Annotated in this window: 11 protein-coding genes; all 11 read right to left on the reverse strand. The window is 33.9% G+C overall.

Annotated features, from left to right (window positions below; all coding sequences use genetic code 11):
- Window positions 1-2 precede the first annotated feature (2 nt).
- The 11 genes from ABXT06_RS20640 to ABXT06_RS20690 all read right to left on the reverse strand — a co-directional run bounded on the left by ABXT06_RS20640 (window position 3) and on the right by ABXT06_RS20690 (window position 17,070).
- The gene (locus ABXT06_RS20640) at window positions 3-1,394 is read right to left on the reverse strand and encodes a M20/M25/M40 family metallo-hydrolase (protein ID WP_354592425.1); all 1,392 of its coding nucleotides are present in this window, start codon (window positions 1,392-1,394) and stop codon (window positions 3-5) included.
- 251 nt (window positions 1,395-1,645) lie between these two features.
- Window positions 1,646-2,833: a hypothetical protein gene (locus ABXT06_RS20645; protein ID WP_354592426.1), complete on the reverse strand. Its 1,188-nt coding sequence runs from the start codon at window positions 2,831-2,833 to the stop codon at window positions 1,646-1,648.
- Complete coding sequence (locus ABXT06_RS20650; RefSeq protein WP_354592427.1) at window positions 2,826-5,129, reverse strand: C40 family peptidase; 2,304 nt, start codon at window positions 5,127-5,129, stop codon at window positions 2,826-2,828. The genes ABXT06_RS20645 and ABXT06_RS20650 overlap by 8 nt, the downstream gene beginning before the upstream one ends.
- Before the next feature lie 173 nt (window positions 5,130-5,302).
- Window positions 5,303-7,222: a discoidin domain-containing protein gene (locus ABXT06_RS20655; protein ID WP_354592428.1), complete on the reverse strand. Its 1,920-nt coding sequence runs from the start codon at window positions 7,220-7,222 to the stop codon at window positions 5,303-5,305.
- Window positions 7,223-7,253: 31 nt separating this feature from the next.
- Window positions 7,254-8,027 (reverse strand): glycerophosphodiester phosphodiesterase family protein, encoded by a 774-nt coding sequence (locus ABXT06_RS20660; protein WP_354592429.1) that lies wholly within the window; start codon window positions 8,025-8,027, stop codon window positions 7,254-7,256.
- Between the two features lie 91 nt (window positions 8,028-8,118).
- Window positions 8,119-10,419 carry a beta-glucosidase BglX gene (gene bglX / locus ABXT06_RS20665; RefSeq protein ID WP_354592430.1) on the reverse strand — a complete coding sequence of 767 codons (2,301 nt, stop codon included), beginning with the start codon at window positions 10,417-10,419 and terminating at the stop codon, window positions 8,119-8,121.
- Between the two features lie 10 nt (window positions 10,420-10,429).
- Window positions 10,430-10,921, reverse strand: coding sequence for a carboxylesterase family protein (locus tag ABXT06_RS20670; protein WP_354592431.1), 492 nt, complete (start codon window positions 10,919-10,921; stop codon window positions 10,430-10,432).
- Window positions 10,922-10,935: 14 nt separating this feature from the next.
- Window positions 10,936-11,142 (reverse strand): hypothetical protein, encoded by a 207-nt coding sequence (locus tag ABXT06_RS20675; RefSeq protein WP_354592432.1) that lies wholly within the window; start codon window positions 11,140-11,142, stop codon window positions 10,936-10,938.
- A 6-nt stretch (window positions 11,143-11,148) separates the two neighbouring features.
- A complete protein-coding gene (locus tag ABXT06_RS20680) occupies window positions 11,149-12,525 on the reverse strand; it encodes a glucoamylase family protein (RefSeq protein ID WP_354592433.1) in 1,377 nt (458 codons plus the stop codon).
- A gap of 74 nt (window positions 12,526-12,599) precedes the next feature.
- Complete coding sequence (locus tag ABXT06_RS20685; RefSeq protein ID WP_354592434.1) at window positions 12,600-14,057, reverse strand: RagB/SusD family nutrient uptake outer membrane protein; 1,458 nt, start codon at window positions 14,055-14,057, stop codon at window positions 12,600-12,602.
- Window positions 14,058-14,061: 4 nt separating this feature from the next.
- A complete protein-coding gene (locus ABXT06_RS20690) occupies window positions 14,062-17,070 on the reverse strand; it encodes a SusC/RagA family TonB-linked outer membrane protein (RefSeq protein WP_354592435.1) in 3,009 nt (1,002 codons plus the stop codon).
- Window positions 17,071-17,121 lie beyond the last annotated feature (51 nt).

The raw sequence follows: 17,121 nt of genomic DNA on the forward strand, positions 1-17,121 counted from the left end.
TCTTAATTTGCTTTTTTAGTCTCGATTCCGTTTTGGTCTAATAAATACATTAATGTAGTCATTGTTGCTGCTCCAAGTTCTAATTCTCTTTTGTTGATTGCATCAAATTTATCATTTGCAGCGTGATGATAATCAAAATAACGCTGAGAATCTGGTTTTAAACCTGCTTTAACAATTGCTTGAGAAGTCAAATGGCTAATATCTGAACCTGCGTGGCCAATTGTGAAACTGTGTACTAAATAAGGCTCAAAAAGATCTTTATAACCTTGGATTTTTTTCAAATTAGTATCATCAGCTTCAATTGAAAATCCTCTTGGAGAAAATCCTCCTGAATCACTTTCTAAAGCAAAAATATGGTTCTCTTTGTTTTGTTTTGAAACTTCTTCGTATTTAGCTCCACCTTTTCCGCCATTTTCTTCATTCATGAACAATACAACACGAATAGTGTTTTTAGGTTTGTAGTTTAAGTTTTTTAAAATACGAATAACTTCCATACTCTGCACTACTCCTGCCCCATCATCGTGAGAACCATCAGCTAAATCCCAAGAATCTAAATGCCCTCCAACAACCATAATATTTTCTGGAGTTACAGTTCCTGTTAATTCACCAATTACGTTGTAAGACAATGCATCAGGTAAAGTCTCACAAGATTGTTTAAAGTAAAATTTTAAAGTTGGATTTACTTTTAAAGATTTGCTCAACAATTCAGCTCCATTTGTACTGATAGCAGCTGTCGGGATATATTGTTCTTTTGGCAAATCACCATAACTCTGAGCTCCTGTATGAGGAAAATCATCTAAACGCAAATTCATAGAGCGAACAATTGTTCCTACTGCTCCTAATTTTGCAGCTTCTTTTGCTCCTGCATATCTTTGATCAACACAAGCTCCGTAAGAAGTAAAAGTTTCAATGTTTTCAGGATTCATTGGTCTATTATAGAAAACAATTTTCCCTTTTACTTTATCTGCTCCAAGTTCAGTCAATTCTTTTATTCCTTGAACTTCAATTATTTCTGCTGTAAGACCAGTTTTTGGAGTTGCTACTGAACCTCCTAATGCACAAATTGGCACATTGGTTTTTACTTTTCCGTCAAGAATATAAGCTGTTTCTTTTTCTCCACGAACCCAATGTGGTACCATAACTTCTTGCAAATATACTTTATCAAGCCCTAAGCTTTCTAATTGCCTTTTAGTATAGTCAACAGCTTGTTCTGCACCTTTAGATCCAGACAAACGAGCTCCGATATCATTTGACAAGTATTCAAGCCAAGTATAGCATTTTGACTCGGTTAAGGCTTTTTTGTAAAATAATTTGATGTTTTTTTCATCATTTGTCTGTGCAAAAGATGTCAATCCGTTTAAAACTAAAGCAGTTAAAAGAATCGTTTTTTTCATAGTTTTTGTAGTAATTTGGAGTTTAGCATGCCAATGGCATATTCACAAAGGAACAAAATTATTGACATTTTTAAAGTCATTTTCTCAACCTTTTCTCAAAAAAAAACTCCAATTACAAATTCTTCAATTTGCAATCGGAGCTTTTACGTATTCTATAAATAAAAATTATTTTACTTCAATAATCTTATTTTTTGTTCCAATCCCATTTTCGTTAGAAGACTCTAATAATTGAAAAGTAGTAAGCATAGCTTTTACATAGGCAAACCAATACCCCCATTTTTAGTATCCTCGAATAATTTTTTAAAATCAGGGATATTGTAGTAGTTGTTTCTTTTGAATTCTTCCTCAAATTTCTCATCATTCAATTTTGGGAAAAAGGAAAACATATAATTTCTATCAATTTTTGTAGCATAATAACAATACAAAGCTTTAATTCTTGTGTCTTCGCTAAAATTAAGCCCCTCAATTTTTGGCAGATCTATCCTTCCTATTAAAAAATTAAGATAATTTTCTTTGTTTTTGGCATCAGCCTGGGACATTATGTCAAAAACCTCTTTATGGAAAATATATTTGTTATCACAGGTTTTTGTGACTAGTATTTTATAAAATTCCTCTTCTTTAGATTTATCCTCTTTTAGACTTCTGTCCAAAACCCATTTTAATAAATCTTTATCTTGAACGTAACCAAAAACTTTTACAAGTGATTCTAAAAATTCTTGATCGTTAAACTTTAGCCATACCAAACTTGCTTTGTTATCATTGAATAGATATTTGTTGCGATTTATAAGTATCTGGATATTTTTTTCTCTTGTTTGAGCTAAATATTGTAAATCATCTTTCCATTGAGAAGCTTTTGTTTTTACATTCTCTATCTTATCTTCAATAATGATGTCCTCTTTTTCAAATTTTGAAACATCAGGAAACAGTTTTAAATAATCAATTATTGTTGGAAGAGGGTAAAAGTTTGTAATGAATTTACCTTTTACGACATATAAGTATTGTGCATCAGTAGTATAAGGGTAGTATTGCAAACTTTTATCGCATTTATTTTCAGCAAATGTTTCAATCTTTAAATATTCATTTATGGAATGATCATCAATTATTCTTCCAAATACTTTTTTTACAATATCATTAAAATTCTTGTTATCTACTATTTTGTATCCACTTGATTTCAAAATGGATTGCGCAACTATAACAAGAGCGTCTAGATCATCTTTATTGTAATCTTGAAAACTACCATAGACTTCATCACTTCCAGAATCAACCTGCTTTATTAAAATTGATTTTATCTTATCGTTATTATCATTATATAACATAGTCTCTTTATTAATTTTATTTTCAATTTGAATATTTTCTTCTTTTTTTTTAGCACAGCCATAAATCAAAACAAAAATTAATATTCCTAGTTTGGTTAATTTACTTTTTTCATTTTTAATCATCTTTCTCCCCTTTAACAGTTTTAATTGAACTTAATCCTATTGATTTATTTGCTTCGTCAGGATTTGAATACACATCTGATGCCGTTAATTTTTCAGTTGTTTTTATTTCATATCCCTTAGGCTTGAAAAAACCCATAAATTTTTTATATACGTCTCTTTTTTTCTTGGCACTATAATGACTGTGGAAAACGTTTCCACTACAGTCATACGATGAAACTTTAATCATATTATTTTGGTTTCCTCCTAACACAGCATAATTATCTGTGCCATTTATTTTTCCATAAACAAAAGTTACATGTCCCGAGCTTTCAACAATACCATTTTTATTACAATCAGAAAATGTAGCTATTGCACCGTAAAATACTTCACATTTTTCAACCGTTTTATTATTAATAAATGATCTAGATCCTGGTGAATGGGGTGAAGGATAATCAGGATTACTATTTTCAAGACACCAGCATGCAAATGATGAACACCAGGCATCTTTTTTACCTAGATAGCTAGCGCCTTCTTTATGGTACATTGTTACTCTATCTTGTATTAAATTTTGTTTTTTGCCACCATAAATTTTAGCTTCATTAACAGCTACTTCCATCCATGGTGCTCTGTCACTGATATCAACACTTCCTTCTTCAGCATTTTCACAGATACCTTTAAAAAGCTCTTTTGCTCCAGGATCATAATGCTTTTCCTTTAATTCTAAAATAACATCAGAAACTGTGGTTTTTCCGTTTATAAATCCCCAACGGTCTTCAAAACGCTGTCTGGTGTAAACCCACTTTTTTCGTTGGGTATGTTCCTCGCCTTTCATAAATGAAGGATTTGAGGAATAGCCGTATTTCGTTACCCAAGGCTCAATACCAATATTAATCCCCCTTTGCTTAGCGCTTGTTTGGCTTCCATCGCCATCCGGCACTGAAATACTTTCGTCAAAGAGAATATAATCAGGATTATTTCCATTTCCTACAGCATTAGGTTTTAAAACATGCAAATACAAGTCTACCATGTTTGATATTTCTTTCTTTGAAGCAAAATAATCATGAACATAATCCATTTGCTTTATAAAAGTCATCTTCTTTAGTTCAGCTCTTGTAGTTCCTAATTTTTTAGCCGAAGCATCGCTAAATTGTATTAAACCAGAATAGTCAGCTCCATTATCGGCATAAGGCTTAAACATGTCTTTTTTACCCGTTTCAAGATGCATAATTGCCATTAGTTCACTTGCTTTGTCTTTCTTTTTATCTTCTCCCCAAAGTTTTGCACATACTTCGAGTACTTTTTTGCGCTCGTCACAAGTTAATTTATTGCTCCAGTAGAAATTATTTTCTTTACAGGTACAAATACCTTTTTTCTGATGCCACACAGAATCCCCAACATCAACCATCATCAAACTATTAATAAACTCTTGGTTTGGATTGAAAACAATAGTAGGCTGTACATCAACTTTCTGCTCATGATAATCATGAGCTTTTTCATCTTTTTTTGCTATTCCTCTAGTTTCTTTTTTAGAAGCGCCTTTTTGTTCTCTGGGAGATGTTTTTTTGGTTTCTGTTTCAGATGGTTTAGAAGCAGAAGTTTTTGAAAGTATATCTACTTTATAATCCGGATTGATGACATTAACATCTTGGGTAGGTTTTGAAACTTTTTTGTAAAACTCAGCCGTTACATAATATTCATGAAATGCGCCTTCGTTTGACTCACCAGGTGCCGATTTTGCATTGGCAAGCCATACTTTACTAGGATCAAAAGTAAATTCTACATCGGCTTTCCCTTGCAATACATTAGCTTCTTTTGTGTCCATGACAATGTCGGAAAGGTCTTTTTTGCCTCCGTCATTCTCCCATAAAGTAACATTTATGCGAAATTTTTCCATATTAAGGCAATGCACGCGAGCTGTAATGGTTTCGCCATAGCTAAATAATTTCGTGGGCTTTTTTCCTAGATTATCAAGAATTTCGATATGCAGTATTTTGCTTTCTGAATTATTTTTGGTTTTTATATCCAAAACTGCTTTTTCGCCGTTGGCATCAACAAGCATCCTGATTCCTTTGCGTTTAAGGCTGGTTTGGGTAAATGTATAGTCTACTGTTGCACCTGTCTTACTGTTTTTAGTCATTTTTGTCCATGTATTTCCCAATAATATCCAAATACTCCATTTGATATTTTCGTCAGGTATATTTTCCAATGGCTCAATGAATTTTGATGGAGCAGAACTGCCAAAAAAATCATGTATAGAGTAATATTCTTTTATCCCTATCACAGGATTGGGATTGCCATATATTTTTACTTTGCTCATAGAAAAACTTTTAAAATTATAAGTAAAATCTTATTTTATCATAAACGTACAATTTTTTTTACAATAAATATTTTACATTTATTTTTTTAACAGTTATCAATTGTCAAAACATAAAAAAACCGCCTCAAAATGAGGCGGTTTCAATACAAAACCATAAAATAAGCGGTAGATAGCTACTTTACTTCAATAATCTTATTTTTTGTCCCAATCCCATTTTCATTAAAAGGCTCAATAGTGAAATAATATTTTGTGCCTTTATCCAAACCTCTAAAATCGTATGTATTGTCACCATAAACCATAATACTGTTGTATAATTTATCAGGAGTAATTCCGTAATAAATGTTGTAACCAATTGCATCGGTCTGTTTTTTCCATGAAATCATAGCGTTTCTTGAGTCAGCTTTATTTCTATCGACTTTAAAAGAAGCAACGGCTTTAGGTTTTGCTGCCAATCCATTTCCGAAAACTCTGAAATCTGAAATTGCAAATAAGCCAGAAGCGTTGTGAATATTTTCCATTTTAATATAACGTGCTTTAAATGGCTTTGTCAATTCTACATAATCATGCGGAGCATCTTTATCATTTTTAGATTTATCAACCACCAAAGTCCAATTTTGGGCATCATCAGACATGAAAATTTTATATTGATAATAAATATCCATTGCTTTATTAAACTGTGTCGCTTTATGATCTGCGTAGTTAATCTGCAAAGCATTTATTTCCATTTGTCTTCCTAAATCCATTTGAAGCCATTCGCCAGGATTGCTTGTTTTAGCAGACCAATAGGTTTGAATGTTTTCATCTGTAAGATTTTCAGCTCCGTAACAGAACTTCTCATACACTTTTTTACCACCATGATCCATTCTGTGTGTTTCAACTTCCATACATTCCTCAGAAGAAGAAACTGTTACAGGCTTTTTATACGAAAGTAACATCCATTCTGAAGCTGCACCTTTAGTTTGATCGCGTTGGCCTGTTGGCAATACAATCGGAAAATCTCCATAAGCGGTGATAGAATACATTACATCATCTTTGTCGAATCCTGCTGGAAACATATCAATACGGCGCTCAAAACGATCTTTAATAGAAATTTTACAAGTTCCAGTATTCCAGTAATTTCCGTAATTATCAGCAAAAGTATTTCCGTGTCCAGCTCCAATTACAAATCCGCCTGGTTTATAAGACATTGGATTATGTTTTTGGTACGTAAAAGGCCCTAACGGATTGTCTCCTACATGAACACCATTTGCATAACCTTTAAATTCTGTTGCTGGTGCACCATACTGCATATAGTATTTTCCGTTGTGTTTCGTCATCCAAGCACCTTCAATAAAGTTACCCCAAGGCGCTGGTTCCATATCGTTATTTGGTCCAAAACGCTCCCATCCGTGAGCTGAAGGATCTAAAATGGCAACTTCTTTAATTTGTCCGTAAGGTTTCTGAATATCCTCTACTTCTGTCGCTTTATATAATGTTGCATAATCAGCCTGATTTCCTTTTGGAAGCCAAGTATTATAATCAACTTCTACTCCAACAAGTGGTAATTTTCCGCTTGAACCGTAGTACATATATACTTTTTTGTCATCATCTTGAAAAATCGCAGGATCCCAAGTTGGCAACATTGCTTTGTCTACGTGGCGTGTCCATCTTCCTGATTTTGGATCTGCTGTCTTCCAAATTGGGTGATCTCTTTTCCAAGTTGAACCCACATAAAATAATGTATCATTTACAACCCAAGCTGCAGGAGCGCATTGATCGTCATCGCCTGGCTGTCTTTGGAAACTTCCGTAAACAAAATTCCAATCTGACATGTCTTTACTCCAAAAGAAACCTGCCTGATTGGTAGCAAATAAATAATACTCACCTTTATAAGTAATAATTACAGGATCGGCACTTGAACGGCGTGATTCTGGAATTCCGTTGTGATTATGAGTCGTAAAATTGTACCCAATATTTATTGGATTACAATAGGTTGTAGCGGGTCTGCTAGGATCAAACCATTCTGTTTTACCAGAATTTTGCGCCAAAAGATTGTTTCCGAAAAGCATCGAAAACAATACAATTGGCGTTAGTTTTTTATATAATTTCTTCATAGTTAGATTTTCTTAAGTTAAGTTTTAAAGACTATTTTTTAATCTCTTTTCTTTCCTTTAAAAGTTCGGGTTCGTTTGTAGTAATGTAATTGAATTTATGTTCAATAATCCAATCCATATCTTTAGCATCATTAACAGTCCAAGCATTTAAGATCACTTTATTGTCTTTAGCTTCTTGGATCCATTCTGGGTGTTTTTGAAATACTGAATAATGATAATCGACGCCGTTAATTTTATCTGCTTTAACTTCTTTTGGCGATTTATTGCCTTCTAAATATTGCAGAGAGGTTTTAGAATCTATTTCTCTAATTTTCTTTAGAATATCATAATCAAAACTGATGTAGCAGGTGTTTTTATCGGCTTTTAATTTTTTTATGGTTTCGACTGCTGCTACACCCGTTTTTTGTCCTCTTTCTTTACTGATTTCTGACGGTTTAATTTCACATACCAAAAGCGTATGTTTATTATTTCGCATTCCCTCTGAAATATACTCATGAAGGGTTGGAAGCTTTTCCCCGTTAGAAAGTTTAAATTTTATCAAATCTGCATAATTCGTTTCTTCGATAAGCAGTTTGTTATAATGTGCATCATGATTGATTACAAGCGAATCGTCTGCTGTTCTCCAAACATCAAACTCAGAACCTGGCAATTTTAAATTGATTGCATGTCTTAAAGATGCAATTGAGTTTTCTGGAAGATTGCTTTTTTTCCATGCACCGCGATGTGCTACAATGGCATTTTTTTGCGCATTGCAATATGAAAAAGCAATAAGGCAAACGGCACTAACTATTTTGATTTTATTCATAATAACGTAGTTAAAAAATTACAAAAAAGGTTTTTCGTTTTAGAAAAAAAGCCCTCCAAAAGAAGGGCTTTTCACTAATCAAATAAACCAACTATTTAGTTAACTCAAAACTAACTTTCTTATCGGCATTTGAATTTCCTCCAATGAAGATATCAAACTGCCCAGGCTCTGCTACGAATTGTAAATCAGAGTTATAAAATTTTAAATCTTCGACAGTAATATCAAAACTTACTGTTTGTTTTTCACCTTTTTTAAGTGCTATTTTTTGGAAACCTTTTAATTCTCTAACTGGTCTTGTTACTGAACCAACTAAATCTCTAATATATAACTGAACTGTTTCTTTTCCGTCGAAATTTCCAGTGTTTGTTACATCAACTGTCACTTTTAATTTCCCTGAAGCATTCATTTTATCAGAAGAAATTTTCAAGTTTGAATAATCAAAAGTGGTATAGCTTAAACCAAATCCGAATGGGAATAAAGGTTCGTTTCTTTCGTCAATATAATTTGATCTGAATTTTTCGAATTTACCTTCTGTGTTAGAAAGTGGTCTTCCTGTATTTTTGTGTGCGTAGTAAATTGGCAATTGTCCAACGCTTCTTGGGAAAGTTGAAGTTAATTTTCCTGAAGGATTTACATCTCCAAATAACACATCAGCAATAGCATAACCTGCTTCTGTACCAGCAAACCAAGCATTCAAAATTGCTGGAACTGTTTTTTCTTCGTCAGTAATTACTAACGGACGCCCGTCAAATAAAACCAAAACAACTGGCTTTCCTGTTTTTAATAAAGCGTTTAATAAATCTTTTTGCGCTTGTGGAATTTCTAAGTTTGTACGGCTGCTAGATTCTCCACTCATTTCTGCAGATTCTCCTAAAGCTGCAACAATAACATCTGACTGATCAGCTACTTTTAAAGCTTCTGCTAATAACTCTTCTTTTGTACGAGCATCACGGTGTAATGTTTTACCGAACATTGTTGCGTTCGTTTCAAAAGTTTCATCATAATCTAAGTTGCTTCCTTTTGCATATAAAACTTTTGTTCCTGCCCCAGCAACTTCTTTAATACCTCTCAATAATGAAACGGCATTTTCCATTTTTGTAGCCACACTCCAAGTTCCTGGCATATTTTCTTTAGCATCTGCCAATGGTCCGATTAAACCAATTGTTCCAGATTTTTTTAGAGGCAATAACTGATTTTGGTTTTTTAATAAAACTAAAGATTGAGCTGCAATATCACGTGCTTCTTTTCTGCTATCTGTTGTAAAGATTTCAGTTTTCGCTCTCTTCTCGTCACAATACTTATATGGATCTTGGAATAAACCTAAATCATATTTTGCTTCTAAAATAAGTTTTACAGCGTTATCGATTGTTTCGATTTTTACTTTTCCTTCGTCTAAAGATTTTTTCAAAGTTCCTAAGAAACCTTCTCCAACCATATCCATTTCAACACCAGCATTTAATGCTAAAGCAGAAACTTGCTGTAAATCTCCCATTCCGTGAGGAATCATTTCAGGAATACCTGTAAAATCTGTTACTACGAATCCTTTGAAGCCCCATTGTTTTCTTAAAACATCTGTCATTAACCATTTATTTCCTGTTGCTGGAATTCCGTCAACTTCGTTGAAAGAAGCCATAACCGAACCTACACCTGCATCAACTGCAGCTTTGTAAGGAGGAAAATAATCATTAAACATTCTGATATGGCTCATATCAACTGTGTTATAATCACGTCCGCCTTCTGGAGCTCCATATAATGCGAAGTGTTTAACACAAGCTAAAATTGAATTGTTTTTAGAAAGATCGTGCTGTTGGTAACCGTTTACCATTGCTTTTGCGATTTGGCTTCCTAAGTACGGATCTTCTCCTGAACCTTCAGAAACTCTTCCCCATCTTGGATCACGAGAAATATCAACCATTGGAGAGAATGTCCAGTTGATACCATCTGCACTAGCTTCTTTTGCTGCAATTTGAGCACTTCTTTCAATTAAGCCCATATCCCAAGTACAAGATAATCCTAGCGGAATTGGGAATGTTGTTTCGTAACCGTGAATTACGTCCATACCAAAAAGCAAAGGAATTTTTAAACGGCTTTTTTCAACCGCAATTTTCTGTACTTCTTTGATTTTTTGAACTGATTTAATGTTGAACAAACCGCCCACTTTTCCTTCAGCAATATTTTTTGCCACATTTGAGCTGTTTGCCTGCCCTGTGGTAATATCACCAGATGTTGGCAAGTTTAACTGACCCAATTTCTCGTCTAAAGTCATTTTTGACATTAATTCCGCCACAAATTCAGACTTTGGTTTAATTTTCACTGTATTTTTAGCTGGCTTTTTTTGAGCATAACCCAAAACAGCGCATCCTAAAAAAAGTAAGACTAATTTGTTTTTCATTCTATTCTATTTATTTGTTTGTATTCGTTTTTCTTTGCTGTAACATCCAGTCGTAGATCTCTTGATTATCATATACTTTTGTCCAGCTATCATGTCCTGCATCATCAAAAATGGTTAGCTTCACATCTTTAGCATTGCATTTTTTCAACTCTTTGTAAATTGTGATTGCGTAATTCACATTTACCACATCATCTAGCAATCCATGAAAAATTCTGGTTGGAATATTGGCTATTTCACATGCTTTTTCTAACTGAATCAAATCTACAAAGCCAGCGACAGGTACATTTGCGGCAAATAGATCCGGATGTGCAAAAGCCAAATTCCAAGAAGCCCAACCTCCTGAGCTCAAACCAGTAACATAAATTCTTTCTGAATCAATTTTATTCTCTTTCTGAATTTTCACAATCAGCTGATAAATTGATTCTATATCCCAATTTTCATCTTCTTTACATTGTGGAGCGAGAACATAAGCATCTAATTGATGCGTTTTTAAATATTTCAAAGGACCGTGAATCTTCACTTCTCAAGATCAGTTCCTTTTTCTCCATCTCCAGAAATAAAAACTATTAAAGGCTTTTTGTCTTTTGTATTTGCTGGTTTATGCAATACATAGCCCAACTCATATTTAGACATTATAACTGTATTAATTTTTCCTGTCGTTTCGTTTTGTGCCGAAACAATCATAGAAAATAATAGAAATACAAATGCCAGTTTATTTTTCATAGAAAATTAAATTCCGTATTTACCAGATTTAAATCCAAGTTTTGTTAAGCCTTGTTTTACTTCTGGCGCATTCATAAATAATTTCCACAACAATCCCGTTCTGTAGTTTTCAATCATTACCACTTCTGGGCCTTGATCAATAGCTAAGTAACGTTTTGCCACCCATTTATTTCCTAAACTCAAAGCATCATAAAAACCAGCATCTCCCCAAGTTTCATCTTTATGATTTTCATATAAATTTCTAATCAGAGCCATAGATTCTTTTGGTGTATAAACAATTGAACTGATAGCTGCCGTTGGCGAAATCACACCTTGATCGTTACTTGGCATGTGTGCATTATATCCAATAGAACCGTCAGGGTTTCTAGAATAAGAAGCTGTTAGTCCCCAATATTCAGGCCCATAACCTGCATTTTTATTTGGATTTTCAACACAATATTGGTAATTGATTTTGGTCTGATTTACATTTAAATCCCAATAGTTCGCGTATTTATCGCTTAATTGATTTGGATCTAAACCTACATAAGAATAGTGTGCCCAAAATAATGGACCTCCAAATTCTTCTGCACCATTGTGCTTTAAAATAAGTGGGATATTATATTTTGTTTTTGAAGAAACTATGCCACCGCTTCTCGCCCATCCTTCATGATATGCTTTCACATCGATTGTATGTGTTGGCGAAGACGCTGCCATTACATAAGTAATAAGGCATTCGTTGTATCCTTGTAGTGGGAAATTCATCTCCCAAGCATAACTCGGAGACCAGTGCCAATATAATACATTTTTTTGATTTGTGTACCATTGCCAGTCAACACCTTTCCAAAGTGCATCGTATTTTTGTGCTACTGCTTTTTCTTTTTCAGAACCATCTTTAAGATATTCACGAACAGTAATCATTCCTGCAACCAAAAATGAGGTTTCAACTAAATCTCCTCCATTATCCTTGGTTCCAAAAGGCTTTACTTTTCCTGTATTTCCGTCAATCCAATGAGACCATGCTCCATGAAAACGATCAGCTTTGCCTAAAAAGTCTGCAATTTTGTTCAATCTTTCTACTCCTTGATCTTTCGTAATATATCCTTGTGACATTCCTGAAACAAGTGCCATTAATCCAAAACCTGAACCTCCTGTTGTTACGATATTAGAATCGTTTTCAGGATAAACGCCGTCTGGATGATAACGTTCTCTGGCTAATCCAGAATTTGGTTCTGCATAATCCCAGAAATATTTAAATGTTTGTTTTTGAACAGCATCCAAAAGTTGCTCATCTGTTAATGCAACAACACCAGAAGTATTTTCCTGTACATTTTCTTTTGACTTATCAGCATTTGATCCACAACTAAAAAAAGCAAAAGCTAAAAATAAAACTGAAATTCTAACCATTATAAAATTTTAAGATTTTGAAAAATAATCACTTCCTTCAGATTTCCTGAGGGAAGTGATTTTTAAGATTTTGATTAATAACCAGGGTTTTGCTGCGAAAGTGTTCCTGCTTCTCTCATAAATGTAGTTGGAAGAGGCCACAATTCATGTTTTCCAACTATAAAAGTTTTACCATCTGCTGCCATAGCCGCTTCTGCCTGTCCTGTTCTAACGATATCAAACCATCTGTCGTGCTCAAAAGCAAATTCTAATCTTCTTTCTTTATAAATTGCTTTTCTAATATCAGTTTGAGAAGTAAAAGGAGTATCTCCTAAACCTGCTCTATGACGAATTTGATTTACTAACGGAATTGCTGCTGAAGTCTGTCCTAATTCGTTCAAAGCTTCAGCTTTCATTAATACAACCTCTGCATATCTTAAATATCTAAGATTTGTATCTGTAAATTCTTGGTTATAAAAAGATGAAGAATATGCTTTGTAATTATATCTTGGATTTGCAACAGTTGATGGCACTTCTTTACCATCATATAAAACTGAACCTCTGAAAATAATTGTAGCTGCTCTTCTCACATCTCCTGCCTCATATGCATTTGCTAAACCTTCAGTTGGTGTATTGAATCCCCAACCCCATCCTCCAGCACCACGTGGTGCTTGAGAAACAGTATAATTTCCAATTCCAAATCCAGGGCTAGAAGTTCCCCCAATTCCATCAATCTCAAAAATAGATTCTGGACCAAATTCTCCTTCTTTTTTATATTGCAAAGAATAATCAGAAACCAGCGAATAACCAGTCACTTTATCGCAATTGTCAATTACTTTTTGCCAATTTTTTTGATATAGATTTACTTTTGCTAATAAAGCATATGCTGCTCCTTTAGAAGCTCTTACGACATCTTTACCAGTATAAGCCGATTTTTCAGGCAAATTGGCAATTGCATCTGTTAAGTCTTTTTCTATAAAAGCGTAAACTTCGGCAGGAGTTTTACGGGTTAACTGCATAATTCTGTCTGAGTCATTTCCAGGAATTGGCAAATGATCTACAATAGGAACTCCACCATATCCTTTAACTAAAGTAAAGTACATAAACGCTCTCATAAATTTAGCCTCTCCTTCTAATCTGACTTTTAAACTAGGTGTCACCTGATCTAACTTAGGAAATATTGCCAAAGCCTGATTACATCTATTAATTCCCGCATAATTTGCATTCCAGGTAGACTGAAATGATGGAGTTGAAGCATTATATGTTAAAGCATCCATAATATCTTTATCACCACCTGCATCTCCTGGATCAGAACCTTTATCAGCATCATCACTAATAATACTTGTAACTGCATTCCAACCAAAAGAAGACATATCCCAGCCTAAAAATTGATTGTAAATTGCTGTTACAAAACTAGAAGCTCCAGCATCGCTATTTACCAAAGCTGGATCAGCAGGAATAGACTCTGTTGACTCTACGTCCAAAAAATCATCTGAACATCCTGTAAACAAAAGTCCAGAAAGTACAAACATTGATATATATATTCTTTTCATGATATTAAAATTTTAAATTTGCACCTACTACAAAAGATCTCAATGACGGGTAAGCATCTAACTCAACACCTTGAGTACCTTCAACCAATTTACCATCAGATACTACATCTGGTGAGAATCCAGAGAATTTTTGTGTAATAAATGGATTAATTGCGTTTACATATAATCTGCAATAGCTAATAAAATTGTTCTCTTTTATTGGAAGCTTATATCCTAGAGTGATGTTGTTAATTCTAAAGAAATCTGCCGACTCCAAATAGTAAGTTGAAGCATACGGAGTTAAATTAGATGGCGCTGGAATTGAAGACGTAGTATTTGTAGGCGTCCAAAAACCATTAGCCATAGAAGCTTCTACATTTTCTCCTCCAAAACGTTGTGCTTTTTTTCCATTATATACTTTTGCTCCTCCTGTTCCATAACCATCAACAGAAAAATCAATATTTTTGTATGTCAATCCTAAAGTAACTCCATAAGTAGAAGTTGGTAAAAGAGAACCTACATATTTTTTATCTTTAAGTTCATCTAAGCCAGTCTGAGGGACTTTAGAACCATCTGCTTTATAATACAACATTTGACCATTTGCTGGGTCAACACCCGCATATTCATACATATAAAAACTACCTAATGGCTGTCCTACTGATGTATTATCCAAGATTTTAGTATTTTGACCATTTCCTAAACTTCCTCCAATAATTGGATTTAACTGAACATTTTTAAGACTTGTAAGTTCATTTTTATTATGAGAGAAATTCCCTCCAACCCAATAACTTAAATTATCATTGATTTTATCATCCCAACGCAATGCAATTTCATATCCTTTGTTAGATACTTCACCAACATGTGCAGGAGTAGCTAATGTAATTCCTGAAGTTGAATATGGTTTAACATTCAGAATTGTGTTTGTTGTATTTTTGTCATACAAATCAAAAGATCCTTTTAATCTGCTATTAAACATTTCAAAATCAAAACCTCCTGAAAGTTCTTCTACAATCTCCCATGATAAATTAGGATCAACCTGAGAATTAATTGTTGTACCTGAGCCAAGATCTGGATAATCTACCCCTGAAGTGAATACTTGAGTATTAAGAGGTACATTTTGATTCCCTAATCTACCCCAAGATCCTCTAAGTTTTAATAAATTAATTGGCTCTACATTACTTAAGAAGCTTTCTTTTGAAATAATCCATCCTAAACCAACGGAAGGAAATGTCCCCCAACGATTGTCTTCATTAAATTGCGATGAACCGTCACGTCTCACTGTACCAGTAACCAAATATTTATCCATCAATTTATATTGAAAACGAGCAAAATAAGATGCCAATCTTCTTTGATTAAGTGCCTCATCCTTATAACCTGTTACATTAGCTACATTGTTAACATCTTTCAAAGACCAATAATTAGAATTTGGATTTACATTTTTTCTGTCGATAGTTAATTTCTCACGCGTACCTTGTACATTCGCCTCTATACCTGCAGTAACCTCAACATCATGAATTTCTGCAAAAACCTTATTATAAGTTAAATAATTTGATAAATTCCAATTAAAATACTCATCTCTGCTTCTGGTCAAAGTATTTTTATTTAAATCTAAAGGATATTTTTCTAATGTACGAGTAGGATCTGCCGATAACCAAAGAGCCACATTATCTACATAATTATACTGTTTGTAAGTATAATATTCTCCATTAAATTGTGATGTGAATTTTAAAGATTTAATAATATCCCAATCTAACTTTAGTCCTCCTTGTAAAGTAACCGATTTTTGCTGCTCATTTGTATAATCTAATTGAGCTACTGGGTTTCCAACATTATTAAATGACTCTCCTGTTTCACCTACAACTCCATTTAAAACAAATGGTACACCATATTTTCCATCAGCATAACGTACAGGAACTAATGGAGATTGTCTGTAAGCATTAGTAAATGCACTCAAAGGCATTGGTGTATTTTTAATAGTACTTACACTAAAATTTTGAGTCAATTTAACTTTTTCTGAAAGTTTAAACTCATTGTTATTTCTGAACGTCGTACGTCCATAATCAGAACCATTTAAGATTCCTTTTTCTTCATAATTTCCAAGACTGAAAAAGTATTTTACATTTTCTGAAGATCCTGAGACTGCAATATTGTTCTGAGTATAAGACCCAGTTCTTGTGATTGCATCTAGCCAATCAGTGTTATACGGCTGATTTGCAGAAAATCTTCCTTGTGGAAAAACGTTGCTATAAGCGGCGTTACTGTAACGAACATACTCATCAGCGTTTGCCATTTTTACAGTTTTTAATGGAGATCTAACTCCTGCAAAACTTTCTACATCTACAGTAATTTTTCCTTTACCTGCTTTGGTTGTAATCATAATTACACCATTCGCACCTCTAGTACCATAAATAGCTAATGAAGAAGCATCTTTTAATACTTCATAAGATGTAATATCATTAGTATTGATGTTGTTGATATTATCAGTTGGCATACCATCTACAACATAAAGAGGATTTCTTCCTCCTAATGCTGTACCAGCCCCTCTAATTACAACTGATGGTGTACTTCCTGGCGCATCTGAAGTAGATACCTGAACCCCAGCAGCTTTACCTTGAATAGCCTGAGAAGCATTCATTACTTTCATTTTGGTAATTTCTTCGGACTTAATTGAGCTAACCGCCGAAGTATTATCAATTTTCTTTCTTGTACCGTACCCGATTACAACCACTTCTTTTAAAGCAGTATCACCCGCTTCTTTTAAAGTGATTGTCATTGGTGCGGCTGTAGCCGGCACAGAAACCGAATCAAAGCCTAACATAGAGATTTTTAAAATATCTCCCGGTTTTGCATTAATTGTAAAGTTTCCGTCGAAATCTGCATCTGCAGTAGCTCTAGCATCAGCTGAAGCGATAATTGCTCCTGGAATTCCCATTCCACTACTGTCTACTACTTTTCCTTTGATTGCTTGTGTCTGTCCTAACATAAATGTAGGCAGCAGCAAGAGCGCTAAAAAGCTAAAAATAAAATTTTTCATACAGTACGTAATCGTTTAAGTTAGTAGAGCCAAATTAAGCAATTACAACGT

This window comes from Flavobacterium sp. UW10123 (assembly GCF_040538975.1).
Lineage (GTDB): Bacteria > Bacteroidota > Bacteroidia > Flavobacteriales > Flavobacteriaceae > Flavobacterium.

Coding starts and splice junctions, on each gene's coding strand:
- ABXT06_RS20640 (WP_354592425.1), bottom strand. CDS start 1,394: ATGAAAAAAACGATTCTTTTAACTGCTTTAGTTTTAAACGGATTGACA.
- ABXT06_RS20645 (WP_354592426.1), bottom strand. CDS start 2,833: ATGATTAAAAATGAAAAAAGTAAATTAACCAAACTAGGAATATTAATT.
- ABXT06_RS20650 (WP_354592427.1), bottom strand. CDS start 5,129: ATGAGCAAAGTAAAAATATATGGCAATCCCAATCCTGTGATAGGGATA.
- ABXT06_RS20655 (WP_354592428.1), bottom strand. CDS start 7,222: ATGAAGAAATTATATAAAAAACTAACGCCAATTGTATTGTTTTCGATG.
- ABXT06_RS20660 (WP_354592429.1), bottom strand. CDS start 8,027: ATGAATAAAATCAAAATAGTTAGTGCCGTTTGCCTTATTGCTTTTTCA.
- bglX (WP_354592430.1), bottom strand. CDS start 10,419: ATGAAAAACAAATTAGTCTTACTTTTTTTAGGATGCGCTGTTTTGGGT.
- ABXT06_RS20675 (WP_354592432.1), bottom strand. CDS start 11,142: ATGAAAAATAAACTGGCATTTGTATTTCTATTATTTTCTATGATTGTT.
- ABXT06_RS20680 (WP_354592433.1), bottom strand. CDS start 12,525: ATGGTTAGAATTTCAGTTTTATTTTTAGCTTTTGCTTTTTTTAGTTGT.
- ABXT06_RS20685 (WP_354592434.1), bottom strand. CDS start 14,057: ATGAAAAGAATATATATATCAATGTTTGTACTTTCTGGACTTTTGTTT.
- ABXT06_RS20690 (WP_354592435.1), bottom strand. CDS start 17,070: ATGAAAAATTTTATTTTTAGCTTTTTAGCGCTCTTGCTGCTGCCTACA.